The sequence below is a fragment of the Blastococcus sp. OS1-29 genome, assembly GCF_057628075.1.
In genome coordinates this window covers 1-18,496 of the sequence record NZ_JBXXJK010000011.1, presented here as the reverse complement: position 1 = coordinate 18,496, position 18,496 = coordinate 1, and the positions used below count along the sequence as shown (strand labels likewise).

The following is an 18,496-nucleotide window of genomic DNA, read 5'->3' as shown; positions in this document are numbered from 1 at the left end:
AAGGTAGCGCCTCCGTGGGGGCGTCGGTCGCGGACGGGTCAGCCCTCCTGACCGCCCCCGCCGGTCTCCTGCTGGCCGACGTGCTCGTCGGCCATGTCCCGGACCTTGTCGATCTGCTCGTCGTGCTGACCGCCGGTCTTCTGTTCGGCGAACTGCTCGGCCTTGTCCAGCGCCTGATCGCTGCGCTTCTCTCCCTGCTCGCTGTCCAGGGCGTTCTTGGCCTTGTCGGCCATGTCGCCGAGGTTCATGATCCGCTCCTCACGGGTGGTTGCCGGGGCCCGAGGCCGTACCCACCCGCCCGGCTCGGAACCGGCGGCGCGTCGCCGGTCGCCGTTCGTTTGCCCTGACCGGCCGAGCGGGCAAGGACGGCGCATGGAGATGCGCACGCTCGGTCGTACCGGCGTCAAGGTCAGCCCGCTCTGCCTCGGCGCGATGATGTTCGGCCAGTGGGGCAATCCCGACCACGACGACTCGATCCGCATCATCCATGCCGCGCTGGACGCCGGCATCAACTTCGTCGACACCGCCGACGTGTACTCGCAGGGCGAGTCCGAGGAGATCGTCGGCAAGGCGCTGGCCGGCGGACGGCGGGACGACGTCGTCCTCGCGACGAAGGCGCACGGCTCGATGGGGGAGGACCCCAACTCCCAGGGCAACAACCGCCGCTGGCTGGTGCGCGAGGTCGAGAACAGCCTGCGCCGGCTGCAGACCGACCACATCGACCTCTACCAGATCCACCGCCCGTCGGAGGACACCGACATCGAGGAGACCCTCGACGCGCTCACCGACCTGCAGCGCGCGGGCAAGATCCGCTACTTCGGCTCCTCCACCTTCCCGCCGTCCCACATCGTGCAGGCGCAGTGGGCGGCCGAGAGGCGGCACAGCGGGCGGTTCGTCACCGAGCAGCCGCCGTACTCGATGCTCGTGCGCGGCATCGAGACCGAGGTGCTCCCGGTCTGCCGGCAGTACGGCATGGGCACGCTGGTGTGGAGCCCGCTGGCCGGCGGGTGGCTCTCGGGCAAGTGGCGCAAGGGCCAGGACGCGCCCGAGACGAACCGGGCGACGGCGATGGGCGGCCGGTTCGCCGGCCGCTACGACCTGTCCGACCCGGTCAACCAGCGCAAGCTCGACGCCGCCGACGCGCTGGCCCGGCTCGCCGAGGACAACGGCATGACCCTGGTGGAGCTCGCGATTGCCTTTACCCTCGCCCATCCCGGCGTCACCTCGGCGATCATCGGCCCGCGGACGATGGACCAGCTGACCAGCCAGCTACCGGCGGCCGACGTCGTCCTCTCGGGCGACCTGCTCAACGCGATCGACGCGATCGTGCCCCCGGGCACGAACATCCGGGCCGACGACGCCGGTTACCTGCCGCCGTCGCTGACCGACGCCTCGCTCCGGCGGCGCTGACACCATCGCGACGTCAGAGCCACGCCTCGATCTGATCGAGGTGCTCGTGCGTCAGCCCGGTGAACAGGTCGGGGGCCACGACCAGCACGTGCGGATTCGCGTCCAGCCACTCGACGACGTCGTCCGCCTGGTCGGCGAGGTCGTCGTCGATCCACACGATCCGCCGTCCCGGCTCGGACGACACCAGCGCACGGGCGGCGTCGAGCTTCCACCAGCCCGCCGCGCCCCGCAGCCGGCCGGCGAAGCCGGTGGACGCGACACCTTCCCGGCCGTGCACCCGTAGCCCGCGCGGAAGACCCATCGGCTCGGCGAGGAGCTGATCGGCCTTGTCGGTCCACGTGGTCAGCCATTGGATCTCCACCCGGCCGGCCTCGTGCAGCGCGCGCAACCGGGCCGTGACCGTCGGGTCCCAGGACAACAGGAAACCGTTGTACGTCCCGCGCCGCCAGCCCTCGGGCAGGTCGAGCAGGGCGGCGTTCAGGACGCCGTCGACGTCGAGCAGCAGGATCGGCGGGGGAGAGGCCACGACGGCGGCCTACCCATGATCGGCCGGTTCCACGGACCGGAACGGCGTCGTATGTCCACGGCCCGGTCGCGGGTGAGGGTGGGAGCACACCACCGGCAATGACGAGGACACGATGACCCGATCGACCGTTCCACCGGACGTCGCCCCGAGCAGGACGGCGGCCGCCTCCGCTGCCGTCGATCGCCTGGAGCGGGCCGCCCACACGCGCGTGCCCTGCGAGCCCGTCCGCGACCTCATCGGCGCCGACGACATCAACCTCGCCTACGCCGTGCAGCGGCAGCTCACCGATCGGCGGCTGGCCGAGGGCGCCCGGGTCGTGGGCCGGAAGATCGGTCTGACCTCGCCGGCGGTGCAGAAGCAGCTCGGGGTCGACCGTCCCGACTTCGGCGTGCTGTTCGCCGACATGGACGTGTCCGATCTGCCGGAGGTGCCGTCGCGGCGGCTGCTGCAGGCCAAGACCGAGGCGGAGGTCGCCTTCGTCCTGCGCGAGGACCTCACCGACGGCCCGCTGGACGGGGCGCAGGTGCGCGCCGCCGTGGCGTACGCGACCGCCGCCCTGGAGATCGTGGACAGCCGGATCGCCGGCTGGGACATCACCTTCGGCGACACCGTCGCCGACAACGCTTCCAGCGGCCTGTTCGTCCTCGGCGAGACGCGGCTGACGCTGGATGACTTCGAGCCCGTCGAGGTCGAGATGACCCTTCAGCTGGACGGCGAGCAGGTGTCCACCGGCAACGGCGCCGCGTGCCTGGGCGACCCGCTGATCGCGCTGTCCTGGCTCGCGCAGACCGCCCGCGACCTCGGCGACCCGCTGCGCGCGGGGCAGGTCGTGCTGTCCGGCGCGCTCGGCCCGATGGTCGCCACGCCGCCCGGCTCCGTCGTCGTCGCCGACCTGGGCCCGCTGGGCACCGTGTCGGCCACCTTCTCCGTAGAGGACCGCTCATGAACAAGACCAAGGTCGCGATCATCGGCTCGGGCAACATCGGCACCGACCTGATGATCAAGGTCATCCGCAACTCCGACGTCCTCGAGATGGGCGCGATGGTCGGCATCGACCCCGACTCCGACGGCCTGGCCCGCGCCCGCCGGATGAAAGTGCCGACGACGTCCGACGGCGTCGACGGGCTCATCGCCATGGAGGGGTTCGCCGACATCGAGATCGTCTTCGACGCGACCTCGGCCAAGGCGCACATCGCCAACGCCGGCAAGCTCGCCCCGTACGGCAAGAAGCTGGTCGACCTCACGCCGGCGGCGATCGGCCCCTACGTGGTGCCGCCGGTGAACCTCGACCAGCACCTCGCCGAGGACGCCACCAACCTGAACATGGTGACCTGCGGCGGACAGGCGACCATCCCGATGGTCGCCGCCATCTCCCGGGTCACCCCGGTGCCCTACGCCGAGATCGTCGCCTCGATCGCGTCGAAGTCGGCCGGCCCCGGCACCCGCGCCAACATCGACGAGTTCACCGAGACCACCGCGCACGCCATCGAGGCGGTCGGCGGCGCCGGCCGCGGCAAGGCGATCATCGTGCTCAACCCGGCCGAGCCGCCGCTGATCATGCGCGACACCGTGCTCTGCCTCATCGGCGACGCCGATCACGACGCCATCCGCGCCTCGGTCGACGAGATGGCGAAGACCGTCGCCGAGTACGTGCCCGGCTACCGGCTGAAGCAGGAGGTGCAGTTCACCCCGATCCCGGACGGCGAACCGGTGCACACCCTGCTGCCCGAGGGCGCCGGCCCGGTGACCACCAAGGTGACCGTCTTCCTGGAGGTGGAGGGCGCCGCGCACTACCTGCCCGCGTACGCCGGCAACCTCGACATCATGACCTCGGCGGCCCTGCGGGTCGGCGAGAGCCTGGCCACGAAGGAGCAGGTGACGGCATGAGCCCCCGCCTCTACGTCCAGGACGTCACGCTGCGGGACGGCATGCACGCCGTCCGGCACCGCATCACCCCCACCGACGTCGGCCGCATCGTCACCGCCCTGGACGCCGCCGGTGTCGACGCGATCGAGGTCGCCCACGGCGACGGCCTCGCCGGCGGCAGCCTCAACTACGGGCCGGGCAGCAACACCGACTGGGAGTGGATCGAGGCCGCCGCGGAGAACCTCCAGCGGGCCGTGCTCACCACCCTGCTGCTGCCCGGCATCGGCACGATCGCCGAGCTCAAGCACGCCTACTCCCTCGGGGTGCGCTCGGTGCGGGTCGCGACGCACTGCACCGAGGCCGACGTCGCCGCCCAGCACATCGCCACCGCCCGCGACCTCGGCATGGACGTGTCCGGGTTCCTGATGATGAGCCACATGGCGCCCGCGGCCGAGCTCGCCCGGCAGGCCGCGCTGATGGAGTCCTACGGCGCGCACTGCGTGTACGTCACCGACTCCGGGGGCCGGCTCACGATGGACGGCGTCCGCGAGCGGGTGCGCGCCTACCGCGACGTGCTGCGCCCGGACACCCAGCTCGGCATCCACGCCCACCAGAACCTGTCGCTGGCGGTGGCCAACTCCGTCGTCGCCGTCGAGGAGGGCGTCACCCGCGTCGACGCCTCCCTCGCCGGGCACGGCGCGGGTGCGGGCAACTGCCCGATCGAGCCGTTCGTCGCCGTCGCGAGCCTGCAGGGCTGGGAGCACGGTTGCGACCTGTTCGCGCTGCAGGACGCCGCCGACGACCTCGTCCGCCCGCTGCAGGACCGTCCGGTGCAGGTCGACCGGGAGACCCTCACCCTCGGCTACGCCGGCGTGTACTCCAGCTTCCTGCGGCACGCCGAGACCGCGTCGAAGCAGTACGGCGTCGACGTCCGCGACATCCTGCTCGAGGTCGGCGAGCGGCGGCTGGTCGGCGGCCAGGAGGACATGATCGTCGACATCACCCTCGACCTGCTCGCGGCCCGGGCCGCCGTGGGCTGATGCCCGCGCCCGATGTCGAGCGCGTGGTGGCTCAGCTGCCCAAGGTGGCGTTGGTCGGGATCTCCGGACGGGCCTCGCGCTCGTCCTCCGGTTGGGTGGCGGGCACCGTGACCATGATCGAGATGAGCGCGATCAGGCACATCAGGACGTTGAAGAGCAGGGCGAGTCCGCCGCCGAAACGCAGCGAGACGTTCTTCTGCGTTCCCCAGAAGATGTGCGGGACCAGGTCGGCGGGGATGTGCGTGCCTGCGGTGTAGATCGCGGCAGAGAGGGCGACCCCGAACGCCGATCCCAGCGAGGAAGCCATCTTGTACAGGCCGGCGGCCGCGCCCACCTGCTCGGCCGGCACGTTGGACATGGCAGCGTCGGTGGACGGGGTCGCGTAGAAGCCGAGTCCGACGCCGAACAGTGTGAAGCCGATGAACGCCAGGACGGCGTACTGGTCGATGAGCACGAAGGTCATCGACGTGAGCACGATGCCGATCGTGGTGATCGCCGATCCCCACAGCATGGGCTTCTTCGGGCCGAAGCGTTGCAGGAGCCGCTCACCCACCCGGATGGTGGCGAGGATGGCGACCAGGTAGCCGAGGGTGAGCAGACCCGATTGCAGCGACGTCCATCCGGCCGCCCGCTGGACCAGTCCGAGGGACACTACGAGGGTGCCCGCTGCGCCGTTGAGCAGGAAGTTCGACAGGGTGGCGCCGCTGAACGTGGCGTTGCCGAACATGGTCAGGTCGATGAAGGGGCTGCTGCGGTTCGTCTCGAGATGGAAGAACCAGAGGATCGTGATGACGAAGACGACCAGCAGGCCCAGCGAGCCGTAGGAGAACCAGCCGATCCTGGGCCCCTGGCTGATGAACACGTTGATCGCGAGCATCGCGGCGATGAAGGTGATGAGGCCGCCCCAGTCGAACCGCCCGGTCGTCCCGGCGCGCTCCGCCCGCGACTCGGGGGTGGCGCGGACCAGGAAGAGGGCCAGCACCGACAGGGCGATGGAGATCCAGAAGATGGACCTCCAGCCGAGCACGGAGACGGCCATCAATCCGCCGAACAACGAGCAGAAACCTGAACCGCCCCAGGAGCCGATCGACCAGAACGACAGCGCCCGCTGGCGTGCTTTGCCGTCGTAGAACGTCTTGATCAGCGCCATCGTCGAGGGCATCACGCACGCCGCCGAGAGCCCCTGCACGATCCGGCCGGCCATGATCGTGGTCGCGGTCAGGGCACCGTGCTGACCCGGGGTGAGCACGATCAGCAGTGAGCCGACGATCGACAGCCAGATGCCGATCTTCATGACCAGGCCGCGGCCGAGCCGGTCGGCCAGGCCGCCGAACACCACGATGAACAACCCGGACATGAGGGCGGTGATCGAGACCGCCAGGTTGGCGACCGTGGTGTCCAGCCCGAGGGACTTCTGGATGCCGGGGATGACGTTGAGCAGGGTCTGGGCGAACAGCCAGAAGTTGATGACGGCGAGCACGACCCCGAGCAGCCACGCGTCGCTCGGGCGCCAGGCGGTGGACTCCGGACCGTCTGAGGCTGCCGGACTCGTAGCCCTCGTGGTCACGACGGCCGCTCGCGGATCGGTTGCGTCCACCCGGCCGAGGGTCAGCCGGTTTCTTCCTCGTCGTGCTCGTCGTAGTGGCCGGCGTGCTCGGCGTGCCGGTGACCGTCGTGGACGTAATCGACGTGGTCGCCGTGCTGCACCGTCTCGTGTCGGCAGTCCTGGCCGCCGTGCACGTGTGCGTGGTCGCCGGTGTGTTGCCGGTGCTCCATGCCTGTCGTCATGATCGGGCCTCCTTCGACGGTTGTGCGGTCAGGCGGTTCGGGGCAGCACGGTCAGCACCCGCACGACGTGGTCGTGGAATTCCTGCATGTAGTCCTTCAGGACGGTGGCCAGCGAATCGTCCATGACCTCGCCGTCGTCGTGGAACGCCTCCGGTCGGTACTGGATGTAGGCCTCGGGTGAGGTCATCTGCCGGGCGTTGCAGAAGGCGAGCACCGCGCGCAGGCTCTGCTGGGCGACGGCGGTGCCGATCGAGCCGATGGATGCGCCGATGATCCCCGCCGGGATGTGATGGAAGGAGTTCCGGCCCCACGGACGGGAGGCCCAGTCGATGGCGTTCTTGAGGGCACCAGGGATGGAGCGGTTGTACTCCGGCGTCACGAAGAGGACGGCGTCCGACCGGGCGATCGCCTCCTTGAGCTGGATCGCCTCGGGTGGGTAGTCGGGGTCGTAGTCGGGGCTGTACAGCGGCAGGTTGTCGATCGGGATCTCGGTGAACTGCAAGTCGTCCGGAGCGAGGCGGATCAACGCGCGCGACAGGACGCGATTGATCGAGGTGGACGAGAGGCTTCCCACGAAGTAGCCGACGGTGTAACTCGTCGCGGTCTCTGTCATGTGCACCTCCACCGGCGCCGGCCGGCGTCGCCGATCGGCGTGCTGGGCGACCTCTGCTCGGACCGGCGAGGTCGAACTCAGGATGAACCGCTTTCGGTGCGCGTGCCAGGGCTGCTGGCCGGGCGGCGGCGGCGAGCTGAGCGCCAGCGGTCGCGCCCCTACGCTGCGGGCGTGGCCGCTGATCGGCAGGCGCGGGTCGAGGACGTGCACGAGCTCGCGCTCGGGATGCCGCACGTGACGGTCGTCCACGGGTCGGGCGGCAACCCCGTGTACCAGGTGGGCGGCAGGTCCTTCATCTTCTTCCGTACCCCGCGGCCGGACGCCCTCGACCCCGACACCGGGCAACGACTCGACGACGTGATCGTCTTCTGGGTGGAAACGGACGCCGACAAGCAGGCCCTCGTCCAGGATCCGCGGACGCCGTTCTTCACCACCCCCCACTTCGACGGGCACGACTCGGTGCTGGTGCAGGCGAGCCGGCTCGGCGAGATCTCCCGGCAGGAGCTGGCCGAGCTGGTGCAGGACGCCTGGCTCGCGCGGGCCTCCGCACGCCGGAGGGGCGCCTGGCTCTCGGCCCAGGGAACGGACGAGACGGATCAGCTCGTGCCGAGCAGCTCCGCGGACGCGCCGGCGAGCCGGTTGCCGATGATCCAGCCGAAGCCGAACGCGGTCAGCAGTCCGTTGCCCGAGGAGTAGCCGTCGGACGACGGACCGGCCAGCCCGCAGGCGGTGCCGCCACCGGCGAACAGGCCCGGGATGGGCACGCCGGAACCGTCCAGCACCCGACCGTCGGGATCGACGACGACCCCGCCCTGGGTGGTGAGCACGCCATGCGTCACCCACGCCAGGTGGAACGGCGCGACGAGGGCCCGCCGTCCGGGCAGCGGCGCGAGCGCCCGGGCGGCGTCCGCTTCGGACAGCCCCAGCGCGCCGGCGACGGCGGCCAGGTCGGGCAGGTCGCGGATCGCGCTGGCCGCCAGGCAGTCGCGCATCATCTCCGACTCGCGGGTCACGGCCATCGCCTCGGCGTCCCACACCATGGCGGCCCGCTCACCGGGCTGCGCGCGCAGCACCCCCGCCATCGACGAGTACCCGTGCGCCGCCTCGTCGACGAACCGCTCGCCGTCGGTGTTCACCAGCACCGCGCCGTTGAACTGCAGCGCCGGGGAGACCCGGGTGCCGTGACCGACGACCACGAGCCCGCTGCGCAGGCAGGCGCCCATGTTCCGGAAGCCGGCGCCGACCCGCTCCAGCCACGCGACCGCGTCGCCGGTGCTGGTCGACACGCCCCCGTAGAACGGGTCCCCGAGCTCGCCGCAGAACCGCGCCATCAGCGCCGGCGACGCCGCGAACCCGTCGGTGGCGAGGACGACGGTGCGCGCCCGCACGACCTGCCGGCCGCCGTTCTGCTCGATCACCAGCCCCGTGACCGCGCCGTCCGACACCACCAGGTCGACCACCGGCGCCTCGTCGACGAACGCGACGTTCGGCAGCTCCTCCAGCGCCGCGCGCAGATGCCGCATCAGCCGGCCACCGCCCAGCCGGCCGACGTCGGTGTGCAGCCGCGGCACGGACATACCGGCGCGCGGCATGTCCGTCCCGATCTCGATCGGGTAGCCGAGCTCGTCGGCGAGCCACTCCACGATCTCCGGGGCGGCCGAGCACAGGGCCTGCACCACCGGCGCCCAGTCGAGATCACCGCTCGCGGCGAGGATGTCCTCGGCATGCCGGGAAGGGGAGTCGACGATGCCGGCCTCCCGCTGGAACCGGGTGCCACCCGCAGCCAGGCTGCCGCTGGAGATCGCCGCGTTGCAGCCCTCGCGCGAGGACTTCTCGAACACCGCGATCACCAGGTCCGGGTTCCGCGCGGCCCGCAGGGCCGTCAGAACCCCGCACGCCCCGCCGCCGGCGACGGCGACGTCCACCTCCAGGTCAGCGGTCATCCCAGCGCCGCCGGCACCCCGTAGAACGCCCGGGCCGCGTCGACGAGCGGCCGCGGGGGCTGCGCGCCGTAGAAGCCGCCCCGCGCCGGGTGCAGCCCGGTCGCCGCGTGCTGGGCGGCGCGCAGCTCGGCCATCCGCACGCAGGTGCCCAGCGAGTCCAGCACCGGGACGTCGTCCACCCGGCTCACGCCCTGGTCGGCGAGGAAGACGTTCAACGGTGCCTCGCCGGGCACGATCACGTTCGCGCCGTCTGCGATCGCCCGCCGGGCCGCCACGGTGAACGCCTCGAGCAACGGGCCCGGGTCGGCGTAGGCGGCCATCACGTCGGTGAACTGCGCGTCCACCTGCACGATCGGGCCGACCAGCGAGTCGAGCCGGTAGTTGCGCAGGTTGCGGCGCAGCTGCGGCTCCAGCGCGGCGATGAAGTTGACGATGCCGACCCGGTCGCCCAGCATCGCCGCGACCAGCACCGAGGTCTGGCCGAACGCGATCACCGGGATGTCGACGAGCGTGCGCACCTCCTCGTACCCGGTGTCCGGGATCGTCGCGATGAAGAAGGCGTCGTAGCCCTCGTCCTGGGCCTGCAGCGCGGCCTGCACGAACTGCTCGCGGTGCAGCCCTGACAGGTAGGCGTAGCCGATGTGCGTGCCCGGGTAGGCCGACGGATAGGTGCCCGCCTTCATCCCGTGCAGCGATACCTTCGTACCGGGCGCCGCCTGGGACGACAGGTGTCGCTGCAACGTGTCGCGGTAGTGCGGCACGTCGTCGAGCACGGTGAAGCTCTGGTGCCAGATCCTCATGCGCCGGCCGCCGCACGTCCCGCGATCCGGCCGAACGTCGCCCCGCGCAGCACCGACGTCGAGCCGGTGTAGTTCGAGTAGTACAGCCCGGTCATCTCGCCGGCCGCCCACAACCCCGGGATCGGGACGCCGTCGCGGTCGACGACCTCGGCGCCCGGCGTCGTCTTCAGGCCACCGAAGGTGAACACGTTCGCCGCCATGATCGGGTAGGCCTCGAACGGGCCGTCCGACAGCGGCCGCGCCCAGTTCGACTTCGGCGGCATGACGCCGCGGGTGGCGAGCCCGTCGGGGGCGCGGTGGTCGAAATCGCCGTCCGGACATGCCGCGTTGTAGATCGCCACGGTCGCCTCGAGCCGTTCGGCGGGCACGCCGATCCGCCCGGCCAGTTCCGCGATCGTCGCGCCGGTCACCGGCGGCTTGTCGGTGCGGATGCCCGACCGCACGTTCGGGATGGCGAGCGACTGCTGGTCCATCACCACCCACGCGAAGCCCTGCGTCTGCGCCTGGATGTCGCGGGTCGTGCGCTCGTACCAGGCGTCGACCGGGCCGCGCGCCTCGTCGACGAACCGGTCGCCCTCGGCGTTGACGAGGATCCCGTAGGGGAAGCAGAAGATCGCCGCCTCCGGCTCGCCGGAGCGCGGGTCGACCGGCTCGGCGTGGAAGAGCGAGAAGTTGCCGGCGGTGGCGGCCCCGACGGCCAGGGCCATCTCGATGCCCTCGCCCTTGTTGTAGTTGCCGCCCTTGGCCACCGGGCGCGCGGTCAGGCCGCGCGGACCGTGGTAGCGCGCCATCATCTCGGCGTTGCCCTGGTAACCGCCCGACGCCAGGACGACGCGGCCGCGGAACTCCACCGGCCCGGACGGTGTCCGTGTCTCGACCCCGACGACCGAGCCGCCGTCGGTCACCAGCGACCGTGCCGTCGTCTCGAAGTGGAACTCGACCCCGAGACCGCGGGCGGCCTTGCCCATCGTCTCCACGATCGCCAGCCCGCCACCGACTGGCGCCATCCGCGTGGTCGAGGTGGTGAGGAAGGGCGTGGGCAGGAAGTCGAAGCGCAGCCCGTGCCCACCCATCCAGGCCAGCGTGGCCGGCGCCTCGGCGGCGAGCTCGCCGACGTACTCGGGGTCGATGAGGTGCGAGGCCCGGTACAGCGGCGAGCGCTGGGCCGGCGCCTTGACCGCGTCGCCGACGACGCTCGGATCGGGGTGACCCATGAAGTCGTCGACGAGGGTGTCCTCCAGCCCCTCGGCGGTCTCCTCGAGCGAGCGCATGCGCAGGAACGCCTCGGTGTAGCGGGTGTTGCCGCCGCTCTCGGCCTCCGTCGCGCGGTCGATCAGCGCGACCCGGGCGCCGGACTCGGCCGCCGAGCAGGCGGCGGACAGCCCGGCGACCCCGCCGCCGACCACGACGACGTCGTACTCGTGCACGGTCATGCCCCGGCCCCCAGCAGTGCGTCGGCGGACGTGACGGTGCCGAACAGCGGCAGCATGTTCTGCACCGAGAACTCGTGGAAGTCGGGCCGGAAGGAGGCGCACATGTCCTCGACCACGGTCACCTGCAGGCCGGCGTCGCTGGCGTGCCGGGCGGCCGACTCGACGACGAGGTTGGTCGCCACCCCGCCGAGCACGACCTCGCCGACGCCCTCCGCGGCGAGTACCTGCAGCAGCGGCGTCCCGACGAACGGGTCGACGCAGCCCTTGTCGACCACCGGCTCGCCGTCGACCGGAGCCACAGCCTTGACGATCTGCGCCTCGGGGGAGTCGGCCAGCATCGCGCGCTGGTCGGGGTAGGCGTCGAACCGGGCGAGCCGGTTGGTGCGCAGGGTGTAGGTCGGGTCGAACGCCAGTCGCACGTGCACGACGAGCCACCCGGCCGTCCGGGCGTGCTCGAGCACGCGGGCCGCGGTGGCGAGCACGTTCCGCTCGGCGACCTGGGCGGCCAGCGGCGGCATCCGCAGGTGCGGGCCCTCCTCGCACAGCGCGACCTGGTAGTCCAGCAGCAGCAGGGCCTTGCGTCGGTCGTTCATCGGGTTCCTTCGTTCGGTGTGAGCAGGGGGAAGGGGGGTCACCAGGCGGACCAGCCGCCGTCGACGTAGACCACCTGTCCGGTGACGTACGACGAGGCCGGCGAGGCCAGCAGCAGGAGGGGGCCGGCGAAGTCGCGGTCCGGGTCGCCGAGGCGGCCGAGCATCGTGCGCCCGGCGAACCAGTTGAGGCGCTCGGGGTCCGAGCCCAGCGCGGCCGTCATCTTGGTCGGGTAGAAGACGCCCGGCGCCAGGCAGTTCACGGTGACCCCGCGCGGCCCGAGCTCGGCGGCCAGCGCGCGGGTCACGTTCACCACGCCGGCCTTCGAGGCGTAGTACGCCGACTCCGGCACCGGTCCGACCCGCTCGGCGTAGACGGTGGTGAGGTTGACGATCCGGCCGCCGCCCGCGGCGGACAGAACCTTGCCGGCCTCACGGCCGACCAGCCACGTGCCGGTCAGGTTGACGCGGACGACGTGCTCGAACTCCTCGAGGGTCGTCTCGTCGTAGGGCTTGCGGAGCATCACCCCGGCCGCGTTGACGACGACGTCCAGGCGGCAGTGCTCGGCGACGATCCCGCTCAGGAGCGCCGCCACCGAGGCCTCGTCGGTGACGTCCACCTTCCGGTCGGCCCCGGACAGGTCCGCGGTCACGACGGTCGCGGCCTGTCCGGCCAGCGCCGTCGCCGCCCGCTCGCCGAGGCCGCCGGGCCCGGCGCCGATCACGACCGCCACCTGGCCGGTGAGGTCGAAGGGGTTCACCACGTCAGCTCGCTCTCCTCGGTCGCGGCGTGCGTGCCGGCGAGCCGGCCGAAGATGCCGGCCTTGCCGATCGACGTCCCGGTCATGTAGCCGCCGCCGTGGAAGCCGCCGATCACCTCGCCGGCCGCGTACAGCCGCTCGATGGGCTCGCCGAACACGTCCAGCACGCGCAGCCGGGTGTCGACGGTCAGGCCGCAGTACGTCGCCAGGACGACGGTGCCGGTGGGGTGCGCGTAGAACGGCGGCTGCGCCAGCGGGAACGGCGTCCCGACCCCGCCGGACAGGTGCGTGCGACCCAGGGCGTCATCGGTGCCGATCCGGGTGTTGTAGTCCTCGATGGTCGCCACCAGCGACCCCTCGGGCAGCCCGATGCGCGCCTCCAGCTCGGCGACGGTGTCGCCCTTCAGCAGCATCCCGGCGTTGAGCCGGCCGGCGAAGTCGTAGATCGGGACCTCGTCGTTGCTGGCCGCGAGCACGCGGGAGTCGAAGACCTGCCAGGTGGTCACGCCGGGCTGGGCCAGCGCCGCGTCGCCGATCTCCTTGTAGGGCAGCGACTCGTCGACGAACCGGCGGCCCTCGCGGTTGACCGCGATGGCGCCCTTGTAGACGGCGAGGATGCCGGTGCCGTCCTCGTTCGGGTGCGGCTGCGGGTAGATGCCGTAGGTCCCCTTGACGTAGGGCGTGTCCACGACGCCGGCGCCGAGCTGCCAGGCCATCAGCATCCCGTCGCCGGTGCAGCCGGGGCCGCCGGCCCGCAGCGCGTGCTCCATCTGCGGGGCGAAGCGGGCGAGCAGCTCGGGGTTCCGCGAGAAGCCCCCGGTGGCGACGACGACGGCGTCGGCCAGGATGCGCCGCGGACCGTCGGGCGTCCCGACGTCGACGCCGACCACCCGGCCGCCCTCGCGGACCAGCCGGTGCGCGGTCACGTCCAGCGCGAGGCGGGCGCCGAGCCGGCCGGCCGCCTTGAGCAGCCGCACCAGCATCCCGGTGGTGTCGGTCGGGTGCGAGCGGGGCGCCGACTGGCCCGAGGCCGCGTGCACCTCCCCGTACTCGACGCCGTGGCCGCGCAGCCAGCGGTACGTGTCGAGCTGGTGCGCGCAGTAGAGGTCGACCAGCGCCTCGTCGTTGCGGTGCTTGCCGGTCTCCAGGAGGTCCTTGCGCAGCAGCTCGACGGAGTCGGCGATGCCCTGGACGACCTGCTCGTCGGTGCCGGCGTAGGCCGAGAGCCCGGCGGAGCGGACCGTCGAGCCGCCGATCTCCCCGGTCTTCTCCAGCAGCAGGGCGTGCTGCCCGGCCTCGGCGGCGGCCAGCAGCGCCGCGCAGCCGGCGAGCCCGGAGCCGAGCACGAGGACGCCGACCCGGTCGGGCAGCTCGGTCTCGTAGGGGAGGGCGGGGATCATGCGCCGTCCCACGGCCGGTCGTAGTGGGCCTCCGCCGCGCTGAACTCCGGGAGGTGGAACAGTCCCTGCCGCTCCTGCCAGGTGGCCATCCGGTCGGCCCGCGACGCGGTCTCGCCGTGCGCCGCCAGGTGGGCCAGCGCCTCGCGGCCGGCGGCCATCATCGAGCGCATCAGGTAGTTGGCGTAGAGGACGACGCCGAACCCGAGGTCGGCGTACTCCTTCAGGTCCAGCTGCGGCGTCTTGCCGCCCTCGACCACGTTGACCACCAGCGGGACGCCGGCCAGCTCCCGGCCCACGCGGGCCAGCTCCTCGACGGTGCGGGGCGCCTCCACGAACAGCACGTCGGCGCCGGCCTCGACGTAGGCGTGGCCGCGGGCGATGGCGGCGTCGATGCCCTCCACGCTCCGGGCGTCGGTGCGGGCGATGACCACCAGCGCGTCGTCCGTCCGCGCCTCGAGAGCCGCGGCGATCTTCGTCTGCATGTGCTCGGCCGGGATCAGCCGGTGCTCGTCGAAGTGCCCGCACCGCTTGGGCATCTCCTGGTCCTCGAACTGCAGTGCCGCGGCACCGGCGCGCTCGAGCTGTCGGACCGTGCGCATCGTCGCGAGCGGCCCGCCGTAGCCGGTGTCGGCGTCGACGACGACCGGCAGTGCGGTGGCCTCGGTGAGCCGGGCGACGTGGTCGACCACCTCGCCGAGCGAGATCAGCCCGAGGTCGGGGACGCCGTACTGGGCGTTCGCCAATCCGGCGCCCGTGGCGTAGGCGGCGGCGAAGCCGGCCTGCTCGACCAGCCGGGCGCCGAGCGCGTCGGTGACGCCGGGCAGCACCAGCGGGCCGTCACCGGCGAGCGCCGCGCGCAGCGCGAGCCGTCGGTCGGAGGCCGACGGCATGGGGCCGACGCCGGTCAGCGAGTCGAGCCAGGGGCGGTTCTCGGAAGGCATGCCGAGAGGCTGACACCGGCGATGCCCCGGTACCTCGGAGCGCGTCCCGCTCCGTGGCACGCAGGACTCCGAGCCGGGGCGGGGTCTGGGGTTCAGTCCGATGTACAGGCCGCGCCCCGGTGCGGCAGGGACGACGTGGCAGGAGCAGAACAATGAGTGAGCTGACCGACGAGGGCACCAGCCGGTACGTGCAGACGAAGAGCTGGAAGCTGCACTACAGCGAGGCCGGCAGCGGCCACCCGGTGATCCTGCTGCACGGCAGCGGCGCCGGTGCGACGGGCTGGAGCAACTTCCGGCCCAACATCGGCCCGCTGTCGGAGCGCTTCCGGGCGATCGCCTGGGACGCCCCCGGGTGGGGACGGTCGGACTCGGCGCCGTCGGACGCCTACGACCACCCCGCGGCCGTCATCGAGATGATGGATGAGCTCGGCATCGAGAAGGCCGCGCTGGTCGGCAACTCGATGGGCGGCATGATCGGCCTCGCCGTGGCCGCGCGGCACCCCGAGCGGGTCTCGCACCTGATCACGATGGGCCCCGGCAGCTTCCTCGAGCTGCCCACCCTGTTCGGCCCCGGCGACGGCCCCAGCGAGGGCCTCAAGATCCTCTTCGAGGGCTACAAGAACCCCACGCCGGAGGTCATGAAGAAGCTCGTCGACGTCATGACGTACTCCGACGAGTTCGCCACCGACGAGCTGGCCAAGCTCCGCTCGGACGCCGCGCTTGCGCGCCCCGACCACCTGGAGAACTTCATCAAGGGCATGCGCGCCGGCCGTGGCCCGGTCTCCGCGCCCGCGACGCCCGCCGAGGTGCGCAGCATCACCGCGCCCAGCCTGCTCATCCACGGCCGGGACGACCGCGTCGTCCACTTCGAGCACTCGCTGCGGCTGGTGTCGATGATCGCGAACTCCCGGCTGGTGCTGCTCAACCGTTGCGGCCACTGGGCGCAGATCGAGCACGCCGCCGAGTTCAACCGGCTCGTGACCGACTTCGTCGAGAACAACTGATGGCGGCCGCCAAGCACCAGGTGATGCAGCGGGTCGAGGAGTCCGCCGAGGTCTTCCGGGCCAGCGCCCCGGAGAGCGAGAAGCTCGGCCGGCTCAGCGACGTGGCGGCCAAGCAGCTGCGCGAGACCGGGGTGATGCGGCTGCTGCAGCCGAAGGAGTACGGCGGCTACGAGGCGCACCCGGTCGAGTTCTTCGAGACCGTGCTGAAGATCGGCGCCCTGTGCGGCTCGACCGGCTGGGTGTCCGGCGTCGTCGGCATCCACCCGTGGCAGCTCGGCCAGTGGGACAAGCGGCTGCAGCAGGAGCTGTGGGGCGAGGACCCGGACACCTGGATCGCCTCGCCCTACGCGCCGATCGGGCGGGCCCGCAAGGTCGAGGGCGGCTACCGGTTCAGCGGCCGGTGGCCGTTCTCCTCCGGCACCGACCACTGCGACTGGATCATCCTGGGCGGTCTGCTGGTCGACGACGAGGGGAAGGTGCTCGACCCCGAGGCGCACAACTTCGTGCTGCCCCGGTCGGACTACACGATCCACCACGACTCGTGGGACGTCCTGGGGCTGCGCGGGTCCGGCAGCAAGGACGTGTCGGTGGCCGACGCCTTCATCCCGGACTACCGGGTGAACAAGCCGGCGAACTTCGTCGACGGGTACCAGGCCGAGCTCGTCGGCCGCGACGCCGCGCTGTACCGGCTGCCGTTCGGCACGATCTTCCCGGCGGCGATCAACAGCGCCACGCTGGCGATGGCGGAGGGTGCGCTCGGCGCGTTCATCGCCTTCACCGGGAACCGGGTCACCCGCATGGGCGGCCGGGCGGCGTCCGACCCGGTGCAGACGGTCGCCCTCGGCGAGGCCGCGGCGGACATCGCGGCGAGCCACGTGCAGTTCATGGACGACTGGAACCGGCTCTACGACGTCGTCGACGCCGGCGGCACGGTCACCCGGGAGCAGCGGATCGTCGTCCGCCGCAACGGGGTCCGTGCCGTGCGCCGGGCCGTGGACGCCGTCGACCGGCTGTTCATGAACGCCGGGGGAGCGGCGCTGCAGCAGCGCGAGCCGCTGCAGCGGTTCTGGCGTGATCTGCACGCCGGGATGAACCACATGTGCAACGTCGCCCACCCGATGTACCAGGCCTACGGCGCCGACCTGTTCGGCCTGGAGGTCGACCCCTTCGGCTGGTGAACCGGCCCCGCAACGACAGCGGGCCCGCACCCCTCGGGGGGGGGGCCCGCTGTCGTTGCGGGTCAGCCGCGGTAGTCGAGCGAGATGGCGGCCGCCGTCCGCCGGACCTCGGTGCCGACCGTCTTCGGGTCGAAGCGCAGGGCCTGGCTGGACACCGAGCCGGCGGCCACGGCGCGGCCGTCGGGGCCGAGCACCGGCGCGGCCGCGCAGACCAGCCCGAGCTGCACCTCCTCGCGGTCGAAGGCGACGCCCTCGGCGCGGATCCGCGACAGCTGCCGCAGGAACTGCGCCGGGTCGGCGACCGAGTAGCGGGTGCGGCGGATCAGGCCGGCGCGCAGCACGCGGTCGATGGTCGGCCGGTCGCTGTAGGCGAGCATGACCTTGCCCAGCGACGAGCAGGCGGCGGGCATCCGGCCCCCGACGCGGGTGTCCACCTGCACCGTGTTGGGGCCGTGGATCTTGTCCAGGTACACGACCTCGGTGCCCTCGAGGACGGCGAGGTGCACGACCTTCTGCACCCGGGTGAACAGCTGCCCGAGATGGGGCGCCGCGACGGCGAGCAGCCCCTGCGGCCGGCACAGCGGCACGCTGTTGCCGAGCTCGAACAGGTGGCGGCCCAGGCAGTAGTCGCGGCCGGAGCGCTCCACGTACCCGCTCTGCTCCAGGTGGGTCAGCAGCCGGAACGCGGTCGACTTGGGCACCCCCGCCCGGCGGGCGATCTCGCTGACCCCGAGCGTGGGACCGGCGCCCCGGAACGCGTCGAGCAGCTGAAGCGCCTTCATCACCGACGGCGTGGCCTGCCGGTCCTCCACGGTGTCGCGGACGTCGTCGTCCTGGCTGATGACCTCGGGGGCGAAGGCAATGCTCAAGGGGACCTCCCGATCCGACGACGCGTGACCGTCATCCTCGATGTGCTGGTCGTCACTGTAACGGTCACTACGGGGAAGGCAAGCCCTCTGCGGCAACTTTCACGGAACGCGCAGGAAAATCGGACGACGGATGTAACGCCCGTTCCAGAACAGCGTCGTCCGTAAGCCCGGACCCGCAGACGCGAGTCATACGAACTCGTGGCCATCAGGGGCTCGGGTTCAAGGGGTCGATGCAACACCCCGGTGATTTGGGGTGGTGTCGATGGCGCGTCTGCGGCTGCCGAAGGAGATCGAGCGCAGGTTCTGGAGGCTGATCGCTGAGGGGCTGCCGACC

Annotated in this window: 20 protein-coding genes; 7 read left to right on the top strand and 13 right to left on the bottom strand. The window is 71.9% G+C overall.

Annotated elements, in window-relative coordinates; genetic code table 11:
- Nucleotides 1–38: 38 nt before the first annotated feature.
- On the bottom strand, nt 39–248 hold the full coding sequence (locus AC2H4J_RS22790) for an antitoxin (RefSeq protein ID WP_487467208.1): 210 nt from the start codon (nt 246–248) through the stop codon (nt 39–41).
- Nucleotides 249–372: 124 nt separating this feature from the next.
- Between AC2H4J_RS22790 and AC2H4J_RS22785 the strand changes: the two genes are divergently transcribed.
- Nucleotides 373–1,410, top strand: coding sequence for an aldo/keto reductase (locus AC2H4J_RS22785; protein ID WP_487467207.1), 1,038 nt, complete (start codon nt 373–375; stop codon nt 1,408–1,410).
- A gap of 13 nt (nt 1,411–1,423) precedes the next feature.
- Here the strand turns inward: AC2H4J_RS22785 and AC2H4J_RS22780 are convergent, their stop codons facing one another.
- Nucleotides 1,424–1,936 (bottom strand): HAD domain-containing protein, encoded by a 513-nt coding sequence (locus tag AC2H4J_RS22780; RefSeq protein ID WP_487467206.1) that lies wholly within the window; start codon nt 1,934–1,936, stop codon nt 1,424–1,426.
- Nucleotides 1,937–2,048: 112 nt separating this feature from the next.
- Here AC2H4J_RS22780 and AC2H4J_RS22775 point away from each other — a divergent pair, with 112 nt between their 5' ends.
- Genes AC2H4J_RS22775 through dmpG form a run of 3 tightly spaced genes read left to right on the top strand, consistent with a single transcriptional unit; the run spans nt 2,049 to nt 4,842 of the window.
- Entirely contained in the window at nt 2,049–2,882 is an 834-nt protein-coding gene (locus AC2H4J_RS22775) for a 2-keto-4-pentenoate hydratase (protein WP_487467205.1), read from the top strand.
- Complete coding sequence (locus AC2H4J_RS22770; protein ID WP_487467204.1) at nt 2,879–3,823, top strand: acetaldehyde dehydrogenase (acetylating); 945 nt, start codon at nt 2,879–2,881, stop codon at nt 3,821–3,823. The genes AC2H4J_RS22775 and AC2H4J_RS22770 overlap by 4 nt, the downstream gene beginning before the upstream one ends.
- Nucleotides 3,820–4,842 carry a 4-hydroxy-2-oxovalerate aldolase gene (gene dmpG, locus AC2H4J_RS22765; protein WP_487467203.1) on the top strand — a complete coding sequence of 341 codons (1,023 nt, stop codon included), beginning with the start codon at nt 3,820–3,822 and terminating at the stop codon, nt 4,840–4,842. The genes AC2H4J_RS22770 and dmpG overlap by 4 nt, the downstream gene beginning before the upstream one ends.
- Before the next feature lie 31 nt (nt 4,843–4,873).
- Here dmpG and AC2H4J_RS22760 read toward each other — a convergent pair whose 3' ends face one another.
- Genes AC2H4J_RS22760 through AC2H4J_RS22750 form a run of 3 tightly spaced genes read right to left on the bottom strand, consistent with a single transcriptional unit; the run spans nt 4,874 to nt 7,243 of the window.
- The gene (locus AC2H4J_RS22760) at nt 4,874–6,439 is read right to left on the bottom strand and encodes an MFS transporter (protein ID WP_487467202.1); all 1,566 of its coding nucleotides are present in this window, start codon (nt 6,437–6,439) and stop codon (nt 4,874–4,876) included.
- An 11-nt stretch (nt 6,440–6,450) separates the two neighbouring features.
- Nucleotides 6,451–6,630 carry a hypothetical protein gene (locus AC2H4J_RS22755; RefSeq protein ID WP_487467201.1) on the bottom strand — a complete coding sequence of 60 codons (180 nt, stop codon included), beginning with the start codon at nt 6,628–6,630 and terminating at the stop codon, nt 6,451–6,453.
- Nucleotides 6,631–6,658: 28 nt separating this feature from the next.
- Nucleotides 6,659–7,243: an NADPH-dependent FMN reductase gene (locus tag AC2H4J_RS22750; RefSeq protein ID WP_487467200.1), complete on the bottom strand. Its 585-nt coding sequence runs from the start codon at nt 7,241–7,243 to the stop codon at nt 6,659–6,661.
- A gap of 171 nt (nt 7,244–7,414) precedes the next feature.
- Between AC2H4J_RS22750 and AC2H4J_RS22745 the strand changes: the two genes are divergently transcribed.
- Entirely contained in the window at nt 7,415–7,939 is a 525-nt protein-coding gene (locus AC2H4J_RS22745; protein WP_487467199.1) for an MmcQ/YjbR family DNA-binding protein, read from the top strand.
- On the opposite strand, the gene AC2H4J_RS22740 is transcribed toward AC2H4J_RS22745, so the two are convergent.
- From AC2H4J_RS22740 to AC2H4J_RS22710, 7 genes are read right to left on the bottom strand one after another with little or no spacing between them, the layout of a single operon-like run.
- Nucleotides 7,840–9,186, bottom strand: a complete 1,347-nt coding sequence (locus tag AC2H4J_RS22740) for an FAD-dependent oxidoreductase (RefSeq protein WP_487467198.1) — start codon at nt 9,184–9,186, stop codon at nt 7,840–7,842. The genes AC2H4J_RS22745 and AC2H4J_RS22740 overlap by 100 nt on opposite strands.
- Nucleotides 9,183–9,986 carry an aspartate/glutamate racemase family protein gene (locus AC2H4J_RS22735; protein WP_487467197.1) on the bottom strand — a complete coding sequence of 268 codons (804 nt, stop codon included), beginning with the start codon at nt 9,984–9,986 and terminating at the stop codon, nt 9,183–9,185. Before AC2H4J_RS22735 ends, AC2H4J_RS22740 begins: the two co-directional genes overlap by 4 nt.
- On the bottom strand, nt 9,983–11,419 hold the full coding sequence (locus AC2H4J_RS22730) for an FAD-dependent oxidoreductase (protein WP_487467196.1): 1,437 nt from the start codon (nt 11,417–11,419) through the stop codon (nt 9,983–9,985). The genes AC2H4J_RS22735 and AC2H4J_RS22730 overlap by 4 nt, the downstream gene beginning before the upstream one ends.
- Nucleotides 11,416–12,012 (bottom strand): cysteine hydrolase family protein, encoded by a 597-nt coding sequence (locus AC2H4J_RS22725; RefSeq protein ID WP_487467195.1) that lies wholly within the window; start codon nt 12,010–12,012, stop codon nt 11,416–11,418. Before AC2H4J_RS22725 ends, AC2H4J_RS22730 begins: the two co-directional genes overlap by 4 nt.
- A gap of 38 nt (nt 12,013–12,050) precedes the next feature.
- On the bottom strand, nt 12,051–12,773 hold the full coding sequence (locus AC2H4J_RS22720; RefSeq protein ID WP_487467194.1) for an SDR family NAD(P)-dependent oxidoreductase: 723 nt from the start codon (nt 12,771–12,773) through the stop codon (nt 12,051–12,053).
- Entirely contained in the window at nt 12,767–14,170 is a 1,404-nt protein-coding gene (locus tag AC2H4J_RS22715; protein ID WP_487467193.1) for an FAD-dependent oxidoreductase, read from the bottom strand. The genes AC2H4J_RS22720 and AC2H4J_RS22715 overlap by 7 nt, the downstream gene beginning before the upstream one ends.
- Nucleotides 14,167–15,111 (bottom strand): isocitrate lyase/PEP mutase family protein, encoded by a 945-nt coding sequence (locus tag AC2H4J_RS22710; protein WP_487467192.1) that lies wholly within the window; start codon nt 15,109–15,111, stop codon nt 14,167–14,169. Before AC2H4J_RS22710 ends, AC2H4J_RS22715 begins: the two co-directional genes overlap by 4 nt.
- 152 nt (nt 15,112–15,263) lie before the next feature.
- Here AC2H4J_RS22710 and AC2H4J_RS22705 point away from each other — a divergent pair, with 152 nt between their 5' ends.
- Together AC2H4J_RS22705 and AC2H4J_RS22700 are read left to right on the top strand one after the other, a co-directional pair.
- Nucleotides 15,264–16,115, top strand: a complete 852-nt coding sequence (locus AC2H4J_RS22705; RefSeq protein WP_487467191.1) for an alpha/beta fold hydrolase — start codon at nt 15,264–15,266, stop codon at nt 16,113–16,115.
- Nucleotides 16,115–17,293 carry an acyl-CoA dehydrogenase family protein gene (locus AC2H4J_RS22700; protein ID WP_487467190.1) on the top strand — a complete coding sequence of 393 codons (1,179 nt, stop codon included), beginning with the start codon at nt 16,115–16,117 and terminating at the stop codon, nt 17,291–17,293. Before AC2H4J_RS22705 ends, AC2H4J_RS22700 begins: the two co-directional genes overlap by 1 nt.
- 62 nt (nt 17,294–17,355) lie before the next feature.
- Here AC2H4J_RS22700 and AC2H4J_RS22695 read toward each other — a convergent pair whose 3' ends face one another.
- The gene (locus AC2H4J_RS22695; protein WP_487467189.1) at nt 17,356–18,162 is read right to left on the bottom strand and encodes an IclR family transcriptional regulator; all 807 of its coding nucleotides are present in this window, start codon (nt 18,160–18,162) and stop codon (nt 17,356–17,358) included.
- Nucleotides 18,163–18,496 lie beyond the last annotated feature (334 nt).

Coding starts and splice junctions, on each gene's coding strand:
- AC2H4J_RS22790 (WP_487467208.1), bottom strand. CDS start 248: ATGAACCTCGGCGACATGGCCGACAAGGCCAAGAACGCCCTGGACAGC.
- AC2H4J_RS22785 (WP_487467207.1), top strand. CDS start 373: ATGGAGATGCGCACGCTCGGTCGTACCGGCGTCAAGGTCAGCCCGCTC.
- AC2H4J_RS22775 (WP_487467205.1), top strand. CDS start 2,049: ATGACCCGATCGACCGTTCCACCGGACGTCGCCCCGAGCAGGACGGCG.
- AC2H4J_RS22770 (WP_487467204.1), top strand. CDS start 2,879: ATGAACAAGACCAAGGTCGCGATCATCGGCTCGGGCAACATCGGCACC.
- dmpG (WP_487467203.1), top strand. CDS start 3,820: ATGAGCCCCCGCCTCTACGTCCAGGACGTCACGCTGCGGGACGGCATG.
- AC2H4J_RS22755 (WP_487467201.1), bottom strand. CDS start 6,630: ATGACGACAGGCATGGAGCACCGGCAACACACCGGCGACCACGCACAC.
- AC2H4J_RS22750 (WP_487467200.1), bottom strand. CDS start 7,243: ATGACAGAGACCGCGACGAGTTACACCGTCGGCTACTTCGTGGGAAGC.
- AC2H4J_RS22740 (WP_487467198.1), bottom strand. CDS start 9,186: ATGACCGCTGACCTGGAGGTGGACGTCGCCGTCGCCGGCGGCGGGGCG.
- AC2H4J_RS22735 (WP_487467197.1), bottom strand. CDS start 9,986: ATGAGGATCTGGCACCAGAGCTTCACCGTGCTCGACGACGTGCCGCAC.
- AC2H4J_RS22730 (WP_487467196.1), bottom strand. CDS start 11,419: ATGACCGTGCACGAGTACGACGTCGTCGTGGTCGGCGGCGGGGTCGCC.
- AC2H4J_RS22725 (WP_487467195.1), bottom strand. CDS start 12,012: ATGAACGACCGACGCAAGGCCCTGCTGCTGCTGGACTACCAGGTCGCG.
- AC2H4J_RS22715 (WP_487467193.1), bottom strand. CDS start 14,170: ATGATCCCCGCCCTCCCCTACGAGACCGAGCTGCCCGACCGGGTCGGC.
- AC2H4J_RS22710 (WP_487467192.1), bottom strand. CDS start 15,111: ATGCCTTCCGAGAACCGCCCCTGGCTCGACTCGCTGACCGGCGTCGGC.
- AC2H4J_RS22705 (WP_487467191.1), top strand. CDS start 15,264: ATGAGTGAGCTGACCGACGAGGGCACCAGCCGGTACGTGCAGACGAAG.
- AC2H4J_RS22700 (WP_487467190.1), top strand. CDS start 16,115: ATGGCGGCCGCCAAGCACCAGGTGATGCAGCGGGTCGAGGAGTCCGCC.